The following is a 21,281-nucleotide window of genomic DNA, read 5'->3' as shown; positions in this document are numbered from 1 at the left end:
CCCCCGATCGTGACAACCATGCTCATGGTGCGAGCGCAAACACCTCCATGTTCGTGAAGATACGCTTGAACTTGTCCATTGCGCGCACAGCGAAGTTATTGAGACCCGGATCGGCCAGCGATGTGAGCGCCTAGAAGACCAGGGCATCGTTAATCTGGTAGAGCACCCGCTTGCCACCTTTGAGAAACAAGGTCGAGGTCTTCGGGTCGCGTGCGGCCTCCGACAGCGGCATGGCGATGCCCAGTTGCTCGGCGTTGGTGATTGCCTGTTGGGCGACCTGGTTCTTCAGGCTGGCGATCAGCAGGTTATGGAAGTTCATCAGGGTGTTTTCCAGCAGATCATTCAGGTTCTGCTTGCCACCCTTGGTAGGTACGCATCAAGCGGGCATCGCTTTCGCCAACAATGAACTGATCCAGCCCCTGCACCTCCATCAGCGCCTGAGTGGTCAGGTTATCGGCATGTCGGCTTTCTAGGTGTTGCAGCGCAGCCTTGACGGCATTGCGATCAACCACTTCAGTCGCTTCACTGCGGTTCGCCTCGTCCAGCTCCGCCAGATAACGGGCGATCTGCGCCTCCAATTTGGCTTATTGGCGCTTGAGCTTCGCCAGGCTCAGGTGCTTGCGTTGTGACGCCCCGCCTGGAACTTGCTGCCGTCGATGGCGACGAGTTGCCCGCTGATCAGCCCCACCTATCGGCAAAACTGCACAAAGGCGCAGCAGGTCGCCTGAAACGCGGCACTGTTGTCCTTGCGAAAGTCGGCGATGGTCTTGAAGCCCGGTGCCAATCGGCCCAACAGCCACACCACTTCGACATTGCGCTGGCAATCTGTTTCCAGGCGGCGCGAGGAGCGGATGCGTTGGAAGTAGCCCATAAACGACAATGCCCCCATCGACTGATGGAGGCATTGTCTTCGGCTTGCACTCAGACTGCTAGATTTTCACACGGTCTGACGCGGGCCGGTTTTTTCGAAACGCTCGGACTTAAGCCGGCGCCTGGGTGCGCCCCTTGTAGGAAGCGTCGCGGGTGTCGATCTCGATCCAGTCGTCGATGTCAACGAACTCGGCAACTTTGATCTCGGTGCCGTTGCGCAGCTTGGCAGGCTTCATCACCTTGCCGGAAGTGTCGCCACGAGCAGCGTTCTCGGTGTAGACAACCTGACGCACGATGGTGGTCGGCAGGTCGACGGAGATGACTTTGCCTTCGAAGAACACAGCTTCGCAGACGTCGCTCATGCCTTCTTCGATGAACGGCAGAACGCTTTCCAGATCCTCGGCGCGCAGCTCGTAGGAGTTGTACTCCGGATCCATGAACACATAGTCGTCACCGCTGATGTAGGACAGGGTCACTTCCTTGCGCTCAAGAATCACCGGCTCCATCTTGTCGTCGGCTTTGTAGACGGTTTCGGTCTTGGAGCCATTGAGCAGGTTCTTCAGCTTCATCTTGACGATTGCGCTGTTACGGCCGGACTTGGTGAACTCGGCCTTCTGAATCAGCCACGGCTGGCCGTCGATCAGGGCCACGCTGTTGACTCTCATTTCCTGTGCAGTTTTCATGCGAATATCCGAAATATGCGGGAGGTACAGAATTCTAAGCCCGCTATGATAGCCAATTTCGATGAAACTGCACCAGTGCTGAGGCGAGATCCGGCCGGGCGGCCTGCTGCGAGCACCAGCGCACGGCATGCGCGTGCAGCTCAGACCAATTTGCCTGCACAGCCTCCCAGGCCTGCGCCATGCCCTTTCCGGCATTCCAGGCCGCCCATGAATGCAACAGTGCCGCATCTGCCGAAGCACTGAGCCCCTGACGATAGAGCGCGAGAAAAGCATGCAGCTTATCCCAATGTGCGCCCTCCTCCTGTTGATAGATATGCCAGAGCAAAGGCTTTCCTGCCCACTGCGCACGAATGAAGGAATCTTCACCGCGCACAGCATTGAAATCACAGCACCACAACAAGCGGTCATAGTCAGCTTGCGCCATGAATGGCAAAACCTGCACATGCACGTTACCGCGTTGGCGTTGATCGCCTGGCACCAACTGCGCTCCGAACCACAGCGCAACCTCAGCAAGAATGCGCCCCTGAGGTACTAGCAGTTGCGTGAGCCGATCACTCGACGCCAGAGTATCCAGCCACTCGCCCAGGCCAGGATTTTCATAAGCGAACAGGGATATCAGTTGCGCCTGAGTCAGGCGCGTAACGCCTAATTGCGCCAGAAAAGTTGCTTGCCCGTCCACGTCGGCCTGCAAGCAATCTCGCTCAGCAAGCAACTCAGCTTCACGCAGTAAGCCACCAGTACCCTCTACAAAACCGGGGAAAAAGAAGAACTTCTGCAGCCCACCGACTTGCGGCGAAGGCAATGCGTGACACCCCGACACCCAGTTCTCGGCGCTCAGGTATTCCAAATTCAGCCACAGAGGTCGCTGCGCACGCACAGCCATTGCCTGGATGTACTCGCTGGGTAGATTGCAGGCGAAAGCCTCAATCACCAAATCAGCCACTTCGACCGGCTCCCAGGTACGAGCCCAGTGACGCACCTCCACACCGGCATACTCCTGAATGGACAAGTGCGGATCAAGCGCTGGACACAAATGAGCAAAGACCTCCAGGTCATCCACCCACAGGCGCACCATCAGGCCATGCTCTGAGACCAATTGCCGAGCTAGGCGCCAAGTCACACCGATATCGCCGTAGTTGTCTACCACAGCGCAGAAAATGTCCCACCTCACACCCGCACCTCAACCGACAAAGACGCCAGTTTACCGCCATAAGCCATCGAAGAAGCCCGCCATCAAAACGGAACAAGGAGCATATGAAGAGGGCGCAAAAGCTATCAAGCCCAAAAGACAGGGGATACCTTAGTACGAACCACCATGCCGAGCTGCCAGACGGCCTGACAGGCCAGAGCCGCCTCGCGCGAAATAAAAGGTCCCGCCTCGGGCTGACCATCGACCAGTAGCACCCAGCAGACCATATGACCATCGGCTTTGAGTTCGGCAGGAACAGCACTGCCCACCAAAGAAACCACATCAATACGCTGCATAGCCACCTCCAAACCTTTAGGTTTCATTGGAACCAGCTTAGAAGCAGGTGTTCCCGAACATGAATCAACGATTCTGATGGTCACCATGAGAGCAATCGATGCCCAGACAACATCCACCTCGCACCGAACACCGCCCCTCATCTCCGCTTGAGATGGCTTAGCACGATCTCCTGAAGGATAGGTCAGTCGACCGCAGCATTTCGCAAACTACTGCCGACACGCCCCAACAGCTGCAACAACTGCAACAACTGCAACAACTGCGCTCGATCCTCAAGCGAGAGCCCCTGCCCCGCCACTTCATTGAGGAGCCGCCCCTGCTGCTGGAAAGCCGCGTGCACCGCTAATCCTGCGGAGTCAAACGTAGTCGCGTAATACGGCGATCATCAGCATCAACCTGCCCCTCCAACAAATGCTTGCGCCAATTGCGCTTTGTCACGCCGAGAACGCTGCACCGATTCACGCAAAGTAGCATCCGGCTCTGCCGCAAAGAAGTTCAGAACCTTGTATTCCATGTGAGTCATGTCATACGGCCCATCTCGCAAGGCGCGATATTGCTGAGCGCGGCGACTCCAGCGCCCTCCCAGCCATTAATCGCCGCCTTGAGGAGCTACCTGCGACCAGCCTGGTACACGTCATGCTCCTGCTCGACGGTCGCAAACCGCGTCGCATCCTCCCTGATATTGCCAAGGTTCAACACTTTAACGATGCCGAAGAACTGCTATCAGCGATACAAGACCTTGTGCTTCCAACAGGCGAAGGATTTGCCTGGGCCGCAGGCGAAGCCAGCCTGATGAAACGCATTCGCAAGGCGCTAGTGATAGAAAAGAGTCACCCCAAGGAAGCCATGCGTGTCGCCGCATACTGGCGCCAAGGCGCCGAAGGCTTTCATGAAGAATTGACCGAACAGGATGCCGAGTGAACTGATCACCACTCGTTAAGACTGAAGCGCTAAGGCAACCACATAGGAAGCAGCTAAGCCCCCGCCACTGCAAATAGCACAGCAATACGCCACGCTGATAAGCTCGCATAAACGCAGTATCGCGCTGTACTGCTCGCCAACCCCTCAGCTAGCCCAAGCACTTCATCAGGCAAAACTGACCCTGGACGAAAAGCGCCACGCCATATCGAAATCGCCCCAAAGTTTCAGGCCAGAACGCACCAGTGCATTCGCAAAGCCACCAACTCACCGCCTAAGATTCGCTAGAGGGCTTAGCACGAGCGGCTAAAAGCGAGAGTAGAACGCCAACACGATTTGCTAAAACGAAAAAGGGCGACCCGAGGGCCGCCCTTTTTGCTGGATGGAATACCTGAACTTAGTTCTGGCTTTCCATCTGAGCACGGATCAGATCACCAATGGTGGTCGGGCCGGTGCTTTCAGCGTCTTGCTTGCTGCGCAGTTCCTTCATGGCATCTTTCTCGTCCTCGACGTCTTTCGACTTCACGGACAGGCTGATGACACGGGATTTGCGGTCAACGCTGATGATCTTGGCTTCAACTTCGTCGCCTTCCTTCAGGACGTTACGCGCGTCTTCAACGCGGTCACGGCTGATTTCGGAAGCCTTCAGAGTGGCCTCGATTTCGTTGCCCAGATCGATGATGGCGCCTTTGGCGTCAACTTCTTTGACAGTACCGCGAACGATGCTGCCCTTGTCGTTCAGGGAAACATAGTTGCTGAACGGATCATCTTCCAGTTGCTTGATGCCCAGGGAGATGCGCTCACGCTCCGGGTCAACCGACAGGATCACGGTGTCCAGCTCGTCGCCTTTCTTGAAGCGACGCACGGCTTCTTCACCGGCTTCGTTCCAGGAAATGTCGGACAGGTGAACCAGACCGTCGATACCACCTTCCAGGCCGATGAAGATACCGAAATCGGTGATCGACTTGATGGTGCCGCTGATGCGATCGCCTTTGTTGAACTGGCTGGAGAAGTCTTCCCACGGGTTGGTCTTGCACTGCTTGATACCCAGGGAGATACGACGACGCTCTTCGTCGATATCCAGAACCATGACTTCCACTTCGTCGCCGACGTTGACGACTTTCGACGGGTGGATGTTCTTGTTGGTCCAGTCCATTTCGGAAACGTGCACCAGACCTTCAACGCCTTCTTCCAGCTCAGCGAAGCAGCCGTAGTCGGTCAGGTTGGTAACGCGCGCCATGACGCGGGTGTTTTCCGGGTAACGAGCCTTGATGGCAACCCACGGATCTTCGCCCAGTTGCTTCAGGCCCAGGGATACACGGTTGCGCTCGCGGTCGTACTTCAGAACCTTGACGTCGATCTCGTCGCCAACATTGACGATCTCGGACGGGTGCTTGATGCGCTTCCAAGCCATGTCGGTGATGTGCAGCAGACCATCTACGCCGCCCAGGTCAACGAACGCACCGTAGTCGGTGAGGTTCTTGACGATACCTTTGACTTGCTGGCCTTCCTGCAGGGATTCCAGCAGAGCTTCGCGCTCGGCGCTGTTCTCGGCTTCGAGGACGCTGCGACGGGAGACGACAACATTGTTGCGTTTCTGATCGAGCTTGATGACCTTGAATTCCAGCTCTTTGCCTTCCAGGTGAGTGGTATCACGCACCGGACGGACATCGACCAGGGAACCCGGCAGGAACGCGCGGATGCCGTTGACGTCAACGGTGAAGCCGCCTTTGACCTTGCCGTTGATAACGCCCTTGACCACTTCTTCAGCGTTGAACGCAGCTTCCAGAACCAGCCAGGATTCAGCGCGCTTGGCTTTCTCGCGGGACAGCTTGGTTTCACCGAAGCCATCTTCAACCGCGTCCAGCGCGACGTGGACTTCGTCACCGACCTTGATGGTCAGCTCGCCTTGTTCGTTGAAGAACTGGTCGAGCGGGATGACGCCCTCGGACTTCAGGCCGGCGTGTACGGTAACCCAGTCACCGTCGATGTCGACCACGATGCCGGTGATGATGGCACCCGGCTGCATGTCGAGGGATTTCAGGCTTTCTTCAAATAGTTCTGCAAAGCTTTCGCTCATGTTGATTCCTGTTGATCAAGGGCGGGGATTCGCCCAAACCACACTCCAGACCATGTGGGTTCGTTCATGTAAAAAGAGGCCTGCGGGACAAGGACTGGTCTCCCGCATGCCTCCTTGCGAGCTTTCCGACTTAAGACAGCCGGGGCTCTTAACCGGCGAGGTCGCGATCAGCGACTTCGCGCAGAATTCGTTCTAGCACTTGCTCGATGGAAAGCTCGGTGGAATCCAACACGATTGCATCGACCGCTGGCTTCAGCGGTGCCACCGCGCGCTGGGTATCGCGCTCATCGCGCGCCCGTATCTCGTCGAGAAGACTCGCAAGATTAACATTATCGCCCTTGGCCTTCAACTGCAGGTAACGCCTACGAGCGCGCTCCTCGGCGCTGGCCGTGAGAAAAACCTTCAACGGCGCCTCAGCGAACACCACAGTCCCCATATCACGACCATCAGCTACCAGCCCAGGCATCTCCTGAAATGCGCGCTGACGCTGTAACAGAGCATCACGCACGGCAGGCAGCGAGGCCACCATCGAGGCACCAGCACCGACCTGCTCATTGCGAATAGCCTCGGTCACCTCCTCGCCTTCGAGGATGATGCGCTTGTCAATGAACTGCACATCCAGATGCGCAGCCAATTGCTTGAGTGCTTCCTCATTGGTCAGGTCGATACCATGGTTAGCCGCAGCGAACGCCAACAAGCGATACAGGGCGCCGGAGTCAAGCAGATTCCAGCCCAACTGCTTGGCCAGCAGCGCACAAATGGTGCCCTTGCCCGATCCGCTCGGCCCGTCGACGGTGATGACTGGAGCACTCATGCCTTGCCCTCTTCCGCAACGCGGATGCCCACCTGAGCGGCCAGACCAAGGAAATTGGGGAAGGAAGTGGCGACGTTGGCACAATCATGAATACGGATCGCTGCACTGGCACGCAACGAGGCGACACTGAAGGACATGGCGATACGGTGATCACCATGGGCCCAGACTTCACCACCGCCCATCGCACCACCTTCGATGACGATACCATCCGGGGTCGGCTCTGCCTTGACACCCAGCGCGACCAGGCCATCGGCCATGACCTGGATACGATCAGACTCCTTGACCCGCAGCTCCTCGGCGCCCCGCAACACGGTACGCCCCTCTGCGCAGGCAGCAGCGACGAACAGCACCGGAAACTCATCAATGGCCAGCGGCACCAGATTCTCGGGAATCTCGATGCCCTTGAGCTTGGCTGCGCGCACACGAATGTCAGCCACCGGCTCGCCACCGACTTCGCGCTGGTTCTCCAGGGTGATATCGCCACCCATCAGCTTGAGTATGTCGATCACGCCGGTACGGGTCGGGTTGATGCCCACATGTTCCAGCACCAGCTCGGAGCCTTCAGCGATGCTCGCCGCAACTAGGAAGAAGGCCGCCGAGGAAATGTCGGCCGGCACCTCGATACGCGTGGCGCTGAGCGCATGACCGGATTCGACGCTAGCGGTGCTGCCTTCGACGTTCACCGGGTAACCGAAGCCACGCAGCATGCGCTCGGTATGGTCGCGGGTCGGCGCTGGCTCGGTCACGGACGTTTTGCCAGAAGCGTACAAGCCCGCCAGCAGCAGGCAGGATTTGACTTGAGCGCTCGCCATGGGCATCTCGTAGCTCATGCCAGTCAGGCGCTGGCCGCCTTTGATGCTCAACGGCGGACGGCCTTCAGGGCCGGTCTCGATCACCGCCCCCATTTCACGCAGCGGCTTGGCCACACGATTCATCGGGCGCTTGGACAACGAGGCATCGCCAGTCAGCGTGGTATCGAACGACTGTGCAGCCAGCAGGCCGGACAGCAAACGCATGGAGGTGCCCGAGTTGCCCATGTACAGCGGACCAGCCGGAGCCTTCAGGCCATGCAGACCGACACCGTGGATAGTCACACGGCCATGGTGTGGCCCCTCGATAACCACGCCCATATCGCGAAAGGCCTGCAAGGTGGCGAGAGCGTCCTCACCTTCGAGGAAACCCTCAACCTCGGTGGTGCCATTGGCCAACGAGCCCAGCATGATCGAACGGTGCGAAATGGACTTGTCGCCCGGTACGCGAATGCGCCCTTTCAGGCTGCCACCGGGATTGGCCAGAAAAATCAGATCGGTCGAATGCATAGCGTCCACATAGGCCCTGCGGGCCAGAATTTTGCTGAAATGTTCGCGAGCTACCCGTGCCCGGGTAAATACCCCAAGCAGTTGGTGCCCATCCCCTGCAACAACCGCGTCGCGCAAGGCGTCGAGGTCGTCGCGAAAAACGTCGAGCGTGCGCAGCACGGCCTCACGATTGGCGAGGAAGATGTCGTGCCACATCACCGGGTCACTCCCGGCAATCCGCGTGAAATCACGGAAACCACCCGCGGCATAGCGAAAGATCTCCAGGTTCTCGCTACGCTTGGCCAGCGAGTCCACCAGAGTAAAAGCCAGCAGGTGCGGCAGATGGCTGGTGGCGGCGAGCACCTGATCATGATGCTCTACCTCCATCGACTCAACATCCGCACCGAGCTCACGCCAAAGGCCCTCCACGACCGCCACAGCGGCCTCATCGCTATGCTCACATGGCGTCAGGATGACCTTATGACGACGGAACAGATCGGCATTGGCCGCTTCCACCCCGCTCTGCTCGGAACCGGCAATCGGGTGCCCCGGCACGAAGCGCACCGGTCGACCAAAAAACGCTGTGCGCGCAGCCCGAACGACATTGCCCTTGGCACTGCCAACATCAGTCAGTATCGCCCGCCCCAGATCCAGCTTGGCCAGCGCGGCCAACACCTTTTCCATAGCTAGAATCGGCACCGCCAGTTGAATCACGTCGGCGCCCTGGCAAGCGAGCGCCAGGTCGCTCTCGCAGCGGTCGACGACGCCCAGGGCCACAGCCAGATGACGCGACTGCGCATCCAGATCAACCCCAACCACTTCCTCACACAGCCCCCGCTCACGCACCCCCTTGGCAAAGGAGCCACCAATCAAGCCAAGGCCAACCACCACCAGGCGGCCGATCTTAGGGGCACTCGATTGCACTGCCGTTACAGTCACCGTCACGCCGACAGCACCTTGGCCAGAGCCTCAAGGAAGCGAGCATTCTCACGCGGCAGGCCAATCGACACGCGCAGGAAGTTGGGCATGCCATAACCGGCCACCGGCCGCACGATCACGCCTTCGCGTAGCAACGCCTGATTGATCGCCGCAGTATCACGACCAAAGTCCACAGCAATGAAGTTCCCTTTAGAGGCAATCCAACTCAGCCCCAGCGCACGCAAGCCGTCCTGTAACTGCTGCATGCCAGCATCATTGAGGCGACGGCTCTCAGCCAGGTAATCGTTATCGGCAAGAGCCGCACAGGCCGCAGCCAGAGCAAGACTGTTGACGTTGAACGGCTGGCGCACACGATTAAGCACATCGGCAATGGCTGGCGAGCTGATCGCATAGCCAACGCGCAGCGCGGCCAGACCGTAGGCCTTGGAAAAGGTACGCGAGACCAGCAGATTGGGGTAACGCACCAGATAATTCATGCCATCGGGCAACTCGTCACCCTCGGCGTATTCGATATAGGCCTCATCAAGCACCACCAACACGCGTTCCGGTACCTTGGCAAGGAAGGTTTCCAGTGCATCCGGGCCAAACCAGGTGCCGGTTGGATTGTTGGGGTTGGCGATGAAGACGACACGCGTATGGTCGTCAATAGCGGCCAGCATGGCCGACAGGTCATGCCCGTAGTCCTTAGCCGGCACCACCTTGCACTGCGCACCGACAGCCTGGGTGGCGATGGGGTACACGGCGAAGGCGTAGTCGCTGAACACAGCATTGAGGCCGGGCGCCAGATAAGCGCGAGCGACCAGCTCGAGGATATCGTTGGAACCATTGCCCAGAGTCACCTGCGCGGCATCGACGCCGTAACGCGCGGCCAGAGCGCTCTTGAGGGTGAAACCATTGCCATCCGGGTAGCGAGTCAACTCACCCAACTCGGCACGGATAGCCGCCAGCACCTTATCGCTGGGGCCAAGCGGGTTCTCGTTGCTGGCCAGTTTGACGATACTCGCGGGGTCGAGCCCCAGCTCACGGGCCAGCTCATCGACCGGCTTGCCGGGCACATAGGGTGACAGCTTCTGCACGCCCGGCAGAGCCAGGGCAAGGAAATCGCAACTCATGAACGGAGACTCTTCTCTGACGCAACTCGGTTGACGAAGGCACCGGCAGCAACCGGTGATGCAGGCGCCACTCTACAAGGCATGGTGGCTCCTGAGGTAGTCATGGATCTGCTGCACGGCCACCTCGACCGTACAACGGCTGGCATCGATGCACAGCTCAGCCGCCAATGGCGCCTCGAATGGCGAGTCGATCCCAGTGAAGTTAGAAATCAGGCCGACACGTGCACGCCGATAGAGCCCCTTGGGATCACGCTGCTCGCAGACAGCCAAGGGCGTGTCGACGAACACCTCGATAAATCGGCCCTGCACCAAGGCGCGCGCAGAATCACGCTCGGCACGGAAAGGAGAAATCAAAGCAGCAATGACGATTAGGCCCGCCTCGACCATCAACGCAGCGACCTCACCCACCCGACGGATATTCTCCCGCCGATCCGACTGAGAAAACCCCAGATCACGGTTGAGCCCTTGACGCAGGCGATCACCGTCGAGCAGATAGGTATGCCGACCAGCAGCAAGCAAGCTACGCTCCAGCGCCTCTGCCAGAGTCGACTTACCAGCACCACTAAGCCCGGTAAACCAGATGACGAAGGGCTCCTGATGCTTGATCGAGGCACGCTGACAGCGATCGACGGGAAGCGTCATTGCCGATCAGGCTCCACTCAAAGCACCGCCTTGGGGTAGGAACCCAACACCTTCAGCGCCACGGCTTCCTGGGCCAGCTTTTCCAGCACGTCCTTGATCAATGGATCGCGATGGTGGCCAACGAAGTCGATGAAGAACACGTAGGTCCATTTGCCGCTGCGCGATGGGCGAGTTTCGATGCGAGTCAGGTCGATGCCGTTATTGTGGAACGGCACTAGCAACTCGTGCAGCGCACCCGGTTTATTGCGCATAGAGACGATGATCGAGGTCTTGTCGTCGCCGGTGGGCGGCACTTCCTGATTACCGATAATGAGAAAGCGCGTGGAGTTGTCCGGGCGATCCTCGATCTTCTCGGCCAACTTGGTCAGCTCGTACAGACTGGCGGCCATATCGCCGGCGATAGCGGCACTGTTCCACTCGCTTTTGACCCGTTTGGCTGCCTCAGCATTGCTCGACACAGCCACGCGCTCGACATTCGGGTAGTGCGCGTCCAACCATTTACGGCACTGGGCCAACGACTGGGCATGGGAGTAAATGCGCGTGATCGACCCCGTTTTGGTGTTCTCGCCCACCAGCAGGTGATGGTGAATACGCAGCTCGACCTCACCACAGATAACCAGATCATGCTCAAGGAAGCTGTCGAGAGTGTGGTTAACCGCACCCTCGGTGGAGTTCTCCACCGGCACCACGCCGAAATTGACCGCGCCCGCAGCTACTTCGCGGAAGACCTCATCGATTGCCGCCATCGGCGAGCTGATCACCGCATGACCGAAATGCTTGAGCGCAGCAGCCTGGGAGAAGGTGCCTTCAGGGCCAAGGTAGGCAACCTTGAGCGGATTCTCCAGCGCCAGGCAAGCGGACATGATTTCGCGGAACAGCCGCGCCATTTCCTCGTTGCCCAGCGGCCCCTGATTGCGCTCCATCACACGCTTGAGCACCTGAGCCTCGCGTTCGGGGCGGTAGAAGACCGGCGATTCGCCTTCCTTGAGTTCCTTCATCTTCACCCGCGCCACTTCTTCGGCGCAGCGCGCACGGTCGCTGATCAGTTCAAGAATGCGCTCATCGAGGCTATCGATACGCACCCGCAGCGCCTGCAGCTCCTGCTCGGACATATCAGGCGTGCTCCTTCTCGAACTCGGCCATGTAGGCCACCAGCGCCTCGACCGCATCCAGGCCAACGGCGTTGTAGATGGAGGCACGCATGCCGCCTACCGAGCGGTGACCCTTGAGGTTGAGCAGGCCGCGCGCATCGGCACCAGCCAGGAAGGCTTTGTCCAGTTTCTCATCGGCCAGGCGGAACGGCACGTTCATCCAGGAGCGCGCGTTGTGAGCAATGGGGTTGCTGTAGAAGTCGCTGTCGTCGATGGCCTTGTACAGCAAATCCTTCTTGGCGCGGTTGATACGCTCCATCGCCTCGACACCACCCTGCTCCTTCAGCCATTGGAAGACCAGACCGGAGAGGTACCAGGAATAGGTCGCTGGAGTGTTGTACATCGAGCCGTTATCGGCGGAGACACGATAGTCGAGCATGGTCGGGCAGGCGCTGCGGGCGCGACCGAGCAGGTCTTCCCGGACAATAACCACCACCAGGCCACTGGGGCCGATGTTCTTCTGCGCACCGGCGTAGATCAGGCCGAACTGCGAGACGTCGATGGGGCGCGAGAGGATGTCCGAGGACATGTCCACCACCAGCGGGGTATCGCCGGTCTGCGGCACCCAGTCGAACTGCAAACCGCCGATGGTCTCGTTGCTGCAGTAATGCACGTAGGCAGCATTCTTCGACAACTGCCAGTCGTTCTGCCCCGGGATGGCGAAGTAGTCATGCACCTTGGCGCTGGCGGCGACGTTGATCGCACCGTAACGACGGGCTTCTTCGATGGCTTTCTTCGACCAAATGCCGGTTTCGACGTAGTCAGCCACACCGTCTTCCGGCAGCAGATTCAGCGGAATTTCGGCGAACTGCTGGCTGGCACCGCCCTGCAGGAACAGCACCTTGTAGTCATTGGGCACAGCGAGCAGATCGCGCAGGTCCTGTTCGGCTTGGCTGGCGATGGCCACGTACTCGTCACTGCGATGGCTCATTTCCATCACAGACAGGCCCTTGCCTTGCCAGTCGAGCATCTCGGCCTGGGCACGTTGCAGTACAGCGGTCGGCAGCGCGGCCGGGCCGGCGCAGAAGTTAAAAGCTCGCTTGCTCACGTCTGTCTCTCTCAGATTCACAGAGCGCCACCACCAGGCGATGGCATGTCCAAACTGTCTGCCGTGCCGTGGGAGGGGCTTTAGCCGCGACAGTCGCCGCTAATCGGAACGCCGCCCGGCCCCTCCCACAAAGCCCGACTTTATTCCTCGCTGCCTTCCTCGGCATCGGCAACCGGTGCTTCGGCGTTTTCGGCGACTTCAACGCCCTCTTCGCCTTCGACCAGCTCGTCCTCGTCTACCGGAGTCGGCTCCTGCACGCGCTCCAGGCCAACCAGAGTCTCGTCCTTGGCTAGCTTGATCAGGGTCACACCCTGAGTGTTACGGCCGGAGCTGGAGACCTCGTCGACACGAGTACGCACCAGGGTGCCCTGGTCGGAAATCAACATGATTTCCTCGCCGTCCTGCACCTGAATGGCGCTGACCAGCTTGCCGTTACGCTCACTGGTGACCATGGCGATCACGCCCTGGCCGCCACGGCCACGACGCGGGAACTTGCCCAGACCAGTACGCTTGCCGAAACCACGCTCGGAAGCAGTGAGAATCTGCGCACCGGACTCAGGAATGAGCATGGAGATCAGTTCCTGATCCTTGCCCAGACGCATGCCTCGCACACCACGCGCGGTACGGCCCATGGTACGCACCTTGCTCTCGGCGAAGCGCAGCACCTTGCCGGCATCGGAGAACAGCATGACTTCCTTGGCACCGTCGGTGATGGCGGCAGCAATCAGGGTGTCACCCTCTTCCAGGCGCAGAGCGATCAGACCGGCGCTACGCGGACGGCTGAACTGCACCAGCGGAGTCTTTTTCACGGTGCCAAAGGCAGTGGCCATGAAGATGAAGGCGCCGGTCGGCTCGGCGACCAACTCGGGGGTTTCACCCTCCACTTCTTCGACTTCCTCGGCTTCGACCACTTCGACGGCTTCGCCTTCGATCACCACACCTTCGTCGTCCAGGTCCTCGTCGGCACCAGCGCTCTGCTGCAGCGCTTCGAGGTCGATCTGCAGCATCGCGGTGATGCGCTCGCCCTCATCCAGCGGCAGCAGGTTGACCAGTGGACGACCACGGGCCGCACGCGAAGCCTCGGGAATTTCGAAGGTACGCAGCCAGTACACCTTACCCTTACTGGAGAACAGCAGCAGGGTCGCATGGCTGTTGGCCACCAGCAGATGCTCGACGTAGTCCTCGTCCTTCACGCCAGTGGCGGACTTGCCCTTGCCGCCGCGACGCTGCGCCTCGTAGGCGGCCAGCGGCTGGCTCTTGGCGTAACCGCCATGAGAGATGGTAACGACGCGCTCTTCTTCGGTGATCAGATCGGCAATGGTCAGATCCTGACGCGAGGCGATGATCTCGGTACGGCGCTTGTCGCCGAACTCGGCCTTGACCTTCTCCAGCTCTTCGCGGATGACTTCCATCAGGCGCTCTGGACTGGTGAGAATACGGATCAGCTCACCGATCAAGGCGAGAATTTCCTGATACTCGGCCAGCAGCTTCTCGTGCTCCAGGCCGGTCAGGCGGTGCAGACGCAGCTCCAGAATGGCCTGCGCCTGCTCCGGCGACAGGTAATACTTGCCATCACGCAGACCGTACTGCTCATCCAGCCCTTCAGGGCGGCAGGAGTCGGCGCCAGCGCGCTCAACCATGGCCTCCACCGCACTGGACTCCCAGGCAGTCGCGAGCAGACGCTCCTTGGCCTCGGCCGGGGTCGGCGAGCTCTTGATCAGCTCGATCACCGGGTCGATGTTGGACAGCGCAACCGCTTGGCCTTCGAGGATGTGCCCACGCTCGCGTGCCTTGCGCAGCTCGTAAACGGTACGCCGGGTCACCACTTCGCGGCGGTGACGGATAAACACCTCAAGCATGTCTTTGAGGTTCATGGTCTTCGGCTGACCGTCGACCAGCGCCACCACGTTGATGCCGAACACGCTCTGCATCTGGGTCTGGGCGTAGAGGTTGTTCAGCACCACGTCAGGCACTTCGCCGCGACGCAGCTCGATCACCACGCGCATGCCGTCCTTGTCGGATTCGTCACGCAGCTCGGTGATGCCTTCGATCTTCTTCTCTTTGACCAGCTCGGCGATCTTCTCGATCAGACGCGCCTTGTTTAGCTGGTACGGCAGCTCGGTCACCACCAACTGCTGGCGACCGCCCACTTTGTCGATGTCCTCGACCTCGACGCGGGCGCGGATGTAAATGCGCCCACGGCCCGTGCGATAGGCCTCGATGATGCCAGCGCGACCATTGATGATGCCCGCAGTGGGGAAATCAGGGCCGGGAATGTACTGCATCAGGTCATCGACGCTCAGCTCGGCGTTGTCCATCAGCGCCAGGCAGCCATCGATCACTTCGGTGAGGTTGTGCGGCGGGATGTTGGTGGCCATACCGACGGCGATACCGGAAGAACCGTTGACCAGCAGGTTCGGCACCTTGGTCGGCATTACCGCCGGGATCTGCTCGGTGCCGTCGTAGTTCGGCACCCAGTCGACGGTTTCTTTTTCCAGATCAGCCAGCAGCTCGTGCGCCAGCTTGGTCATACGCACTTCGGTGTATCGCATGGCCGCGGCGTTGTCGCCATCGACGGAGCCGAAGTTACCCTGGCCGTCGACCAGCAAGTAACGCAGGGAGAAATCCTGCGCCATCCGCACGATGGTGTCGTACACCGCCGTATCGCCGTGCGGGTGGTATTTACCGATCACGTCACCGACCACACGGGCGGATTTCTTGTAGGGCTTGTTCCAGTCGTTGCCCAGCTCGCTCATGGCGTAGAGCACACGACGGTGTACCGGCTTCAAGCCATCGCGCGCATCTGGCAGCGCACGCCCGACGATCACGCTCATTGCGTAGTCAAGGTAGGACTGTTTCAGCTCGTCTTCGATATTGACCGGGAGGATTTCTTTGGCCAGTTCGCCCATGAGAAGCCTGGTTCCTTTTTCTGGTGAAACTCCGCGCCATTCTTCCTGAACGCTACGGAGTTCGTCGCCCTGGCGACTAGCCATGACGACTCACGATAAATCAACGGGTTATGCCACATAAGGAGGCGCCAAAAGCAACTGCGGGCAGGCCCCGTGAAAACTGCCGGAGGTTACCACAAAGCCCGCCTTGCACCTACCCCGCCCAGCGCGAAGCGGCACCAGCAGCAAACACCAAACGCATAACTCAATGCAGACGCTTGCGGCACATCAACTGCGCCATCTTCTCGGCATCCGGGCGTTCAACCACACCCTTTTCAGTCACGATGTAATCGATCAAATCCGCAGGCGTCACATCGAATACCGGATTCGTCACGGGTACGTCCGCGGCAACACGCTGACCTGCCACAGCCCGCAACTCATCGCCATCACGCTCTTCGAGCAGAATGTCCTCACCACTGTCCAGGGCCATGTCGATGGTCGAACTGGGCGCCACCACCATAAAACGCACGCCGTGGTGCATGGCGCTGACAGCCAACTGGTAGGTGCCAATCTTGTTGGCCACGTCACCATTGGCAGTGATGCGATCAGCGCCGACGATCACCCAGGACACACCCTTGACCTTCATCAGGTGCGCGGCAGCCGAGTCGACATTCAGGCTAACCGGGACGCCATCACTCGCCAATTCCCAGGCCGTCAGCCGCGCGCCCTGCAGCCAGGGCCGCGTTTCATCGACATAGACCTGCTCAACCAAGCCTTCCAGATGCGCAGCCCGGATCACCCCCAACGCCGTACCGAAGCCACCCGTCGCCAGCGCACCGGCATTGCAATGGGTCAGCAGTACCTGCTCGTTACCCTGATGCTTGCGAATCAGCTCCATACCGATCTGCGCCATGGTCAGATTGGCCTCACGATCACTGGCATGGATGCCGACCGCCTCAGCCTCCAACTGCGCCAGCACCGTTTCATCATTCTTCAGACGCTGCAGGCGCTCGCGCATGCGCTGCAGTGCCCAGAACAGATTGACCGCCGTAGGCCGAGAGGCCGCCAAGCGCTCGAAATCCGCCTCCAGCGCCTCACGCCAGTTACCTCCGGCCGCCAGACGCTGTCGCGCGCCCAACACTACGCCGTAGGCCGCAGCGATGCCGATAGCCGGCGCACCGCGCACGGCCATCTCGCGGATCGCAACCGCTACCGCAGTTGCCGAATCCATCAGCAACCACGTCTGCTCATGGGGCAACAAACGCTGATCCAGCAGATAAAGCGCTCCGTCACGCCACTCGATTGCCTGAACCCTCTCTGCCGCCAGCAATTGCTCGCGCATTCCTTACCTCACATCTGGCAATCGAAAACGGCCAAGTATACGCCGCCTGCCCCGCGCTCAGACAGAGATCGCACCCTGCCTAGCGCTTCAAGCACCGGGCGTTCCTCTATAGACTGGCGACCGGCCCGAACAACCCAATTGCACCGGACACCTCATTCATGCCCGCCACCGAGCTTGACATCCTGCTTCTACCCACCTGGCTGGTTCCCGTGGAGCCGGCAGGCGTGGTGTTGCGCGACCACGGCCTGGGCATTCGCGACGGCAAGATCGCCCTAATCGCACCCCGCACAGAAGCCCTACGCCATAGCGCATGCGAGGTGCGCGAGCTACCGGATTGCCTGCTCGCTCCCGGCCTGATCAACGCTCATGGCCATGCCGCGATGGCACTGCTACGCGGCATGGCCGACGACCTGCCGCTGATGACCTGGCTGCGCGAACACATCTGGCCTGCGGAGAGTAAATGGGTCGATGAGGCATTCGTGCGTGACGGCACCAACCTGGCCATCGCCGAGCAGATCAAAGGTGGCATTAGCTGCTTCTCGGATATGTACTTCTATCCGCAGGTCGCCAGCGAGTGTGTGCACAACGCAGGCGTGCGCGCACAGATCAGCATTCCCGTAATGAACTTCCCGGTGCCGGGCGCCCGCGATGCAGCCGAAGCGCTGCGCAAGGGCCTGCAACTGTTCGACGACCTCAAACAGCACCCGCGCATCCGCATCGCCTTCGGCCCACACGCGCCCTATACGGTCAGCGATGACAAGCTCGAAGAGGTTCGCATGCTCGCCGACGAGCTGGACGCGGGCATTCACATGCACGTGCACGAGACCGCCCAGGAAGTCGCCGACGCCCTCGCTGAGGACGACGAGCGCCCACTGGCCCGCCTAGCGCGCCTGGGCCTGCTTGGCCCGCGTTTTCAGGCCGTGCATATGACACAGATCGACGACGACGACCTTGCCCTGCTGGTCGAGCACAACTGCAGCGTCATCCACTGCCCGGAGTCCAACCTCAAGCTGGCGAGCGGCTTTTGCCCAGTGGAGCGACTGTGGCAAGCCGGCGTCAATGTCGCCATCGGCACCGATGGCGCCGCCAGCAACAATGACCTCGACCTGCTCGGCGAAACCCGCACGGCGGCCCTACTGGCCAAGGCCGTATCTGGCTCGGCAACTGCCCTGAACGCCCATAGCGCCCTGCGCATGGCCACCCTCAACGGCGCCCGCGCGCTGGGTCTGGAGAGCCAAATCGGCTCACTGGAGCCAGGCAAACAGGCCGATCTGGTTGCCTTCGATCTGTCCGGCCTGGCCCAACAACCGGTTTACGACCCCGTCTCGCAACTGATCTACGCCAGTGACCGCGATTGCGTGAAGCACCTATGGGTGGGCGGCAAGCAACTGCTGGACGATGGCCGACTGACACGCATGAACGAAAACGAACTCATCGCCAAAGCCAGAGAATGGGGAAATAAAGTGGCCAGCAGATAACACGGATAAAATCCACGCCACCTTCTCGAAACGACTGCGACAAACTGACATACATTGAATGAACCCAGCCCGCACCACGTCGCGCCTTAAACTGGCAACATGACGGGCCAGGCCTTCCACGCTTTGAAAGAGATGCTTATGAGCAACGTCGACCGCGCCGAAATCGCCAAATTCGAGGCCCTCGCCCACCGCTGGTGGGATCGGGAGAGCGAATTCAAACCCCTGCACGACATCAACCCACTGCGCGTCAACTGGATCGACGAGCGCGTCGGCCTGGCTGGCAAACGCGTGCTCGACGTCGGCTGCGGCGGCGGCATCCTCAGCGAAGCCATGGCCCAGCGCGGCGCCACCGTCACCGGTATCGACATGGGCGAGGCGCCGCTGTCGGTCGCCCAATTGCACCAGTTGGAGTCGGGTGTAGAGGTCGAGTACCGGCAAATCACCGCCGAGCAGATCGCCGAAGAAATGCCCGGCCAGTTCGATGTGGTCACCTGCCTGGAAATGCTCGAACACGTGCCCGATCCATCCTCGGTCATCCGCGCTTGCTACAAGCTGGTCAAACCGGGCGGCCAGGTGTTTTTCTCCACCATCAACCGCAATCCCAAGGCCTACCTGTTCGCGGTAATCGGCGCCGAATACATCCTGCGCCTGCTGCCGCGCGGCACTCACGACTTCAAGAAATTCATCCGCCCCTCCGAACTGGGCGCCTGGAGTCGCGCAGCCGGTCTTGAGGTCAAGGACATCATCGGCCTGACCTACAACCCGCTGACCAAGCATTACAAGCTGGCTGCTGATGTCGACGTCAACTACATGATCCAGACCCTGAGAAAAGACTGATGCCCCTGAGAGCGGTTCTCTTCGACATGGATGGCACCCTGCTCGACTCGGCGCCAGACTTCATCGCCATTACCCAGGCTATGCGCGCCGCGCGCAACCTGCCGCCCCTGGCGGACAAGACGATTCGCGACCAGGTGTCGGGCGGCGCCCGCGCCATGGTCGCCAGCGCCTTCGACGAAAAGCCCGACTCTCCCGCCTTCGAAGCTCTGCGCCAGGAGTTTCTGGAGCGCTATCAGGAACACTGCGCGGTGCTCACCCGCCCATTCGACGGCATCGAAACCCTGCTCGCCGACATCGAGCATGGGCGCCTGCTGTGGGGCGTTGCCACTAACAAACCTGTGCGCTACGCAGAACCGATCATGCAGCGCCTCGGCCTGGCAGAGCGTTGCGCAGTACTGGTCTGCCCAGACCATGTAGCGCAAAGCAAGCCCGCTCCAGACATGCTGCTGCTGGCCTGCCAGCAAATCGGCGTGCGCCCCGAGGAAGTCCTGTTCGTCGGCGACGATGCGCGCGACATCGAATCCGGGCGCGCCGCCGGCTGCCGCACTGCGGCCGTGACCTACGGCTATATTCACCCCGAAGACAACCCACGCAACTGGGGCGCCGACGTGGTCGTGGATCACCCGCAAGAACTACGCGCCGTACTCGACCGCGCCCTGTGCGGCTGCTGATCACGTAGGGCGGGTGAAATCCGCCATGTCTCCATCAGGCGGGTTTCACCCGCCCTACTCTCAAGAGTTCTGTGAAGGATCCTCACATGTTCGACTACACCGCCCGCCCAGACCTGCTCAAGGATCGTGTCATCCTGATCACCGGTGCCGGCCGCGGTATCGGCGCCGCCGCCGCCAAGAGCTTCGCGGCCCACGGCGCGACCGTGCTGCTGCTGGGCAAGACCGAAGCCAATCTGAGCCAGGTCTACGACGAGATCGAGGCGGCCGGCCACCCGCAACCAGTGGTGATTCCGTTCAACCTGGAAACCGCCCTGCCGCACCAGTACGACGAGCTGGCAGTGCTGATCGAGAACGAATTCGGCCGCCTCGACGGCCTGCTGCACAACGCCTCGATCCTAGGCCCGCGCACGCCGCTGGAACAGCTCTCCGGCGACAACTTCATGCGCGTGATGCACGTCAACGTCAACGCCATGTTCATGCTCAGCAGCACCCTGCTGCCGCTACTGAAACTGTCGGCCGATGCCTCGGTGGTTTTCACCTCCAGCAGCGTCGGCCGCAAGGGCCGCGCCTACTGGGGTGCCTATGCGGTGTCCAAGTTCGCCACCGAAGGCCTGATGCAGGTGATGGCCGACGAACTGGACGGCATCAGTAACGTCCGCACCAACAGCGTCAATCCCGGCGCCACCCGTACCTCGATGCGCGCCCAGGCCTACCCAGGTGAAAATCCGGCAAGCCGCCCTGAGCCAGACAGCATCATGCCGGTCTACCTCTACCTGATGGGCCCTGACAGCCAGGGCGTCAACGGACAAGCACTAGACGCGCAATAATCGCCCCACCTTGAAAGCTCGCGTCGAAAATCCGGCGCGAGCGGAAGCAAATTGCCACCAGCAGCGCCATACAACCGGCAAACCCTTGCCTCTCGGCGCCAATAAAAACCATAAAACACTGAATTTAAACGACTTTAATCTGTTACAGACAGATGGCACGAAAATCGCTCTAGCCTCCTCGTCGCCGCATCATTGCGCCA

General features: G+C 60.2%; 20 protein-coding genes and 1 pseudogene. 5 read left to right on the top strand and 16 right to left on the bottom strand.

The genetic code is table 11. From position 1 onward, the window contains the following. Window positions 1-130: 130 nt before the first annotated feature. From AERO9A_RS15695 to AERO9A_RS22510, 7 genes and pseudogenes are all read right to left on the bottom strand, one after another. Entirely contained in the window at window positions 131-319 is a 189-nt protein-coding gene (locus AERO9A_RS15695; RefSeq protein ID WP_159972875.1) for a hypothetical protein, read from the bottom strand. A gap of 40 nt (window positions 320-359) precedes the next feature. Next, a pseudogene (locus AERO9A_RS15690) lies at window positions 360-880 on the bottom strand (transposase); the annotation flags it as partial. Window positions 881-980: 100 nt separating this feature from the next. Next, a complete protein-coding gene (efp, locus tag AERO9A_RS15685; RefSeq protein ID WP_159972874.1) occupies window positions 981-1,553 on the bottom strand; it encodes an elongation factor P in 573 nt (190 codons plus the stop codon). 43 nt (window positions 1,554-1,596) lie between these two features. Continuing rightward, window positions 1,597-2,724, bottom strand: a complete 1,128-nt coding sequence (earP, locus tag AERO9A_RS15680) for an elongation factor P maturation arginine rhamnosyltransferase EarP (RefSeq protein ID WP_159972873.1) — start codon at window positions 2,722-2,724, stop codon at window positions 1,597-1,599. 104 nt (window positions 2,725-2,828) lie between these two features. Beyond that, a complete protein-coding gene (locus AERO9A_RS15675) occupies window positions 2,829-3,038 on the bottom strand; it encodes a hypothetical protein (RefSeq protein WP_159972872.1) in 210 nt (69 codons plus the stop codon). A gap of 182 nt (window positions 3,039-3,220) precedes the next feature. Next, entirely contained in the window at window positions 3,221-3,376 is a 156-nt protein-coding gene (locus tag AERO9A_RS15670) for a hypothetical protein (protein ID WP_159972871.1), read from the bottom strand. A gap of 51 nt (window positions 3,377-3,427) precedes the next feature. After that, on the bottom strand, window positions 3,428-3,550 hold the full coding sequence (locus tag AERO9A_RS22510; RefSeq protein WP_256665978.1) for a hypothetical protein: 123 nt from the start codon (window positions 3,548-3,550) through the stop codon (window positions 3,428-3,430). On the opposite strand from AERO9A_RS22510, the gene AERO9A_RS15665 reads away from it, so the two are divergent. Next, a complete protein-coding gene (locus AERO9A_RS15665) occupies window positions 3,517-3,957 on the top strand; it encodes a siderophore-interacting protein (RefSeq protein WP_159974068.1) in 441 nt (146 codons plus the stop codon). The genes AERO9A_RS22510 and AERO9A_RS15665 overlap by 34 nt on opposite strands. Window positions 3,958-4,351: 394 nt before the next feature. On the opposite strand, the gene rpsA is transcribed toward AERO9A_RS15665, so the two are convergent. From rpsA to mtnA, 9 genes are all read right to left on the bottom strand, one after another. Then, the gene (rpsA, locus tag AERO9A_RS15660) at window positions 4,352-6,034 is read right to left on the bottom strand and encodes a 30S ribosomal protein S1 (protein ID WP_159972870.1); all 1,683 of its coding nucleotides are present in this window, start codon (window positions 6,032-6,034) and stop codon (window positions 4,352-4,354) included. Between the two features lie 148 nt (window positions 6,035-6,182). Next, window positions 6,183-6,848, bottom strand: a complete 666-nt coding sequence (gene cmk, locus AERO9A_RS15655) for a (d)CMP kinase (protein WP_159972869.1) — start codon at window positions 6,846-6,848, stop codon at window positions 6,183-6,185. Then, window positions 6,845-9,085, bottom strand: a complete 2,241-nt coding sequence (locus AERO9A_RS15650; RefSeq protein WP_159974067.1) for a bifunctional prephenate dehydrogenase/3-phosphoshikimate 1-carboxyvinyltransferase — start codon at window positions 9,083-9,085, stop codon at window positions 6,845-6,847. Before AERO9A_RS15650 ends, cmk begins: the two co-directional genes overlap by 4 nt. A 2-nt stretch (window positions 9,086-9,087) precedes the next feature. Next, a complete protein-coding gene (hisC, locus tag AERO9A_RS15645; RefSeq protein ID WP_159972868.1) occupies window positions 9,088-10,197 on the bottom strand; it encodes a histidinol-phosphate transaminase in 1,110 nt (369 codons plus the stop codon). 72 nt (window positions 10,198-10,269) lie between these two features. After that, window positions 10,270-10,839 (bottom strand): adenylyl-sulfate kinase, encoded by a 570-nt coding sequence (gene cysC, locus AERO9A_RS15640; protein WP_159972867.1) that lies wholly within the window; start codon window positions 10,837-10,839, stop codon window positions 10,270-10,272. Window positions 10,840-10,856: 17 nt separating this feature from the next. After that, window positions 10,857-11,951 (bottom strand): prephenate dehydratase, encoded by a 1,095-nt coding sequence (gene pheA, locus AERO9A_RS15635; RefSeq protein ID WP_159972866.1) that lies wholly within the window; start codon window positions 11,949-11,951, stop codon window positions 10,857-10,859. A gap of 1 nt (window position 11,952) precedes the next feature. Beyond that, on the bottom strand, window positions 11,953-13,038 hold the full coding sequence (serC, locus tag AERO9A_RS15630) for a 3-phosphoserine/phosphohydroxythreonine transaminase (RefSeq protein WP_159972865.1): 1,086 nt from the start codon (window positions 13,036-13,038) through the stop codon (window positions 11,953-11,955). Window positions 13,039-13,178: 140 nt separating this feature from the next. Beyond that, a complete protein-coding gene (gyrA, locus tag AERO9A_RS15625) occupies window positions 13,179-15,947 on the bottom strand; it encodes a DNA gyrase subunit A (RefSeq protein WP_159972864.1) in 2,769 nt (922 codons plus the stop codon). 244 nt (window positions 15,948-16,191) lie between these two features. After that, window positions 16,192-17,268: an S-methyl-5-thioribose-1-phosphate isomerase gene (gene mtnA, locus AERO9A_RS15620; RefSeq protein WP_159972863.1), complete on the bottom strand. Its 1,077-nt coding sequence runs from the start codon at window positions 17,266-17,268 to the stop codon at window positions 16,192-16,194. A 158-nt stretch (window positions 17,269-17,426) separates the two neighbouring features. Here mtnA and AERO9A_RS15615 point away from each other — a divergent pair, with 158 nt between their 5' ends. The 4 genes from AERO9A_RS15615 (at window position 17,427) to AERO9A_RS15600 (ending at window position 21,081) form a co-directional block, all read left to right on the top strand. After that, window positions 17,427-18,746 carry a TRZ/ATZ family hydrolase gene (locus AERO9A_RS15615; RefSeq protein WP_159972862.1) on the top strand — a complete coding sequence of 440 codons (1,320 nt, stop codon included), beginning with the start codon at window positions 17,427-17,429 and terminating at the stop codon, window positions 18,744-18,746. Between the two features lie 138 nt (window positions 18,747-18,884). Beyond that, a complete protein-coding gene (ubiG, locus tag AERO9A_RS15610; protein ID WP_372239686.1) occupies window positions 18,885-19,583 on the top strand; it encodes a bifunctional 2-polyprenyl-6-hydroxyphenol methylase/3-demethylubiquinol 3-O-methyltransferase UbiG in 699 nt (232 codons plus the stop codon). Beyond that, window positions 19,583-20,254, top strand: a complete 672-nt coding sequence (mupP, locus tag AERO9A_RS15605; RefSeq protein WP_159972860.1) for an N-acetylmuramic acid 6-phosphate phosphatase MupP — start codon at window positions 19,583-19,585, stop codon at window positions 20,252-20,254. The genes ubiG and mupP overlap by 1 nt, the downstream gene beginning before the upstream one ends. Before the next feature lie 86 nt (window positions 20,255-20,340). Continuing rightward, window positions 20,341-21,081: a YciK family oxidoreductase gene (locus tag AERO9A_RS15600; protein ID WP_159972859.1), complete on the top strand. Its 741-nt coding sequence runs from the start codon at window positions 20,341-20,343 to the stop codon at window positions 21,079-21,081. The last annotated feature ends 200 nt before the right edge of the window (window positions 21,082-21,281 follow it).

The sequence above is a fragment of the Pseudomonas sp. 8Z genome, from assembly GCF_902506535.1.
Taxonomy (GTDB): domain Bacteria; phylum Pseudomonadota; class Gammaproteobacteria; order Pseudomonadales; family Pseudomonadaceae; genus Aquipseudomonas.
This window is presented reverse-complemented; position numbering and strand designations above follow the sequence as displayed.

What these genes read in the sequence shown, in the direction of transcription:
- AERO9A_RS15695 (WP_159972875.1), bottom strand. Translation starts at nt 319, where the DNA reads ATGAACTTCCATAACCTGCTGATCGCCAGCCTGAAGAACCAGGTCGCC.
- efp (WP_159972874.1), bottom strand. Translation starts at nt 1,553, where the DNA reads ATGAAAACTGCACAGGAAATGAGAGTCAACAGCGTGGCCCTGATCGAC.
- AERO9A_RS15675 (WP_159972872.1), bottom strand. Translation starts at nt 3,038, where the DNA reads ATGCAGCGTATTGATGTGGTTTCTTTGGTGGGCAGTGCTGTTCCTGCC.
- AERO9A_RS22510 (WP_256665978.1), bottom strand. Translation starts at nt 3,550, where the DNA reads ATGGAATACAAGGTTCTGAACTTCTTTGCGGCAGAGCCGGATGCTACT.
- rpsA (WP_159972870.1), bottom strand. Translation starts at nt 6,034, where the DNA reads ATGAGCGAAAGCTTTGCAGAACTATTTGAAGAAAGCCTGAAATCCCTC.
- cmk (WP_159972869.1), bottom strand. Translation starts at nt 6,848, where the DNA reads ATGAGTGCTCCAGTCATCACCGTCGACGGGCCGAGCGGATCGGGCAAG.
- hisC (WP_159972868.1), bottom strand. Translation starts at nt 10,197, where the DNA reads ATGAGTTGCGATTTCCTTGCCCTGGCTCTGCCGGGCGTGCAGAAGCTG.
- cysC (WP_159972867.1), bottom strand. Translation starts at nt 10,839, where the DNA reads ATGACGCTTCCCGTCGATCGCTGTCAGCGTGCCTCGATCAAGCATCAG.
- pheA (WP_159972866.1), bottom strand. Translation starts at nt 11,951, where the DNA reads ATGTCCGAGCAGGAGCTGCAGGCGCTGCGGGTGCGTATCGATAGCCTC.
- gyrA (WP_159972864.1), bottom strand. Translation starts at nt 15,947, where the DNA reads ATGGGCGAACTGGCCAAAGAAATCCTCCCGGTCAATATCGAAGACGAG.
- mtnA (WP_159972863.1), bottom strand. Translation starts at nt 17,268, where the DNA reads ATGCGCGAGCAATTGCTGGCGGCAGAGAGGGTTCAGGCAATCGAGTGG.
- AERO9A_RS15615 (WP_159972862.1), top strand. Translation starts at nt 17,427, where the DNA reads ATGCCCGCCACCGAGCTTGACATCCTGCTTCTACCCACCTGGCTGGTT.
- ubiG (WP_372239686.1), top strand. Translation starts at nt 18,885, where the DNA reads ATGAGCAACGTCGACCGCGCCGAAATCGCCAAATTCGAGGCCCTCGCC.
- mupP (WP_159972860.1), top strand. Translation starts at nt 19,583, where the DNA reads ATGCCCCTGAGAGCGGTTCTCTTCGACATGGATGGCACCCTGCTCGAC.
- AERO9A_RS15600 (WP_159972859.1), top strand. Translation starts at nt 20,341, where the DNA reads ATGTTCGACTACACCGCCCGCCCAGACCTGCTCAAGGATCGTGTCATC.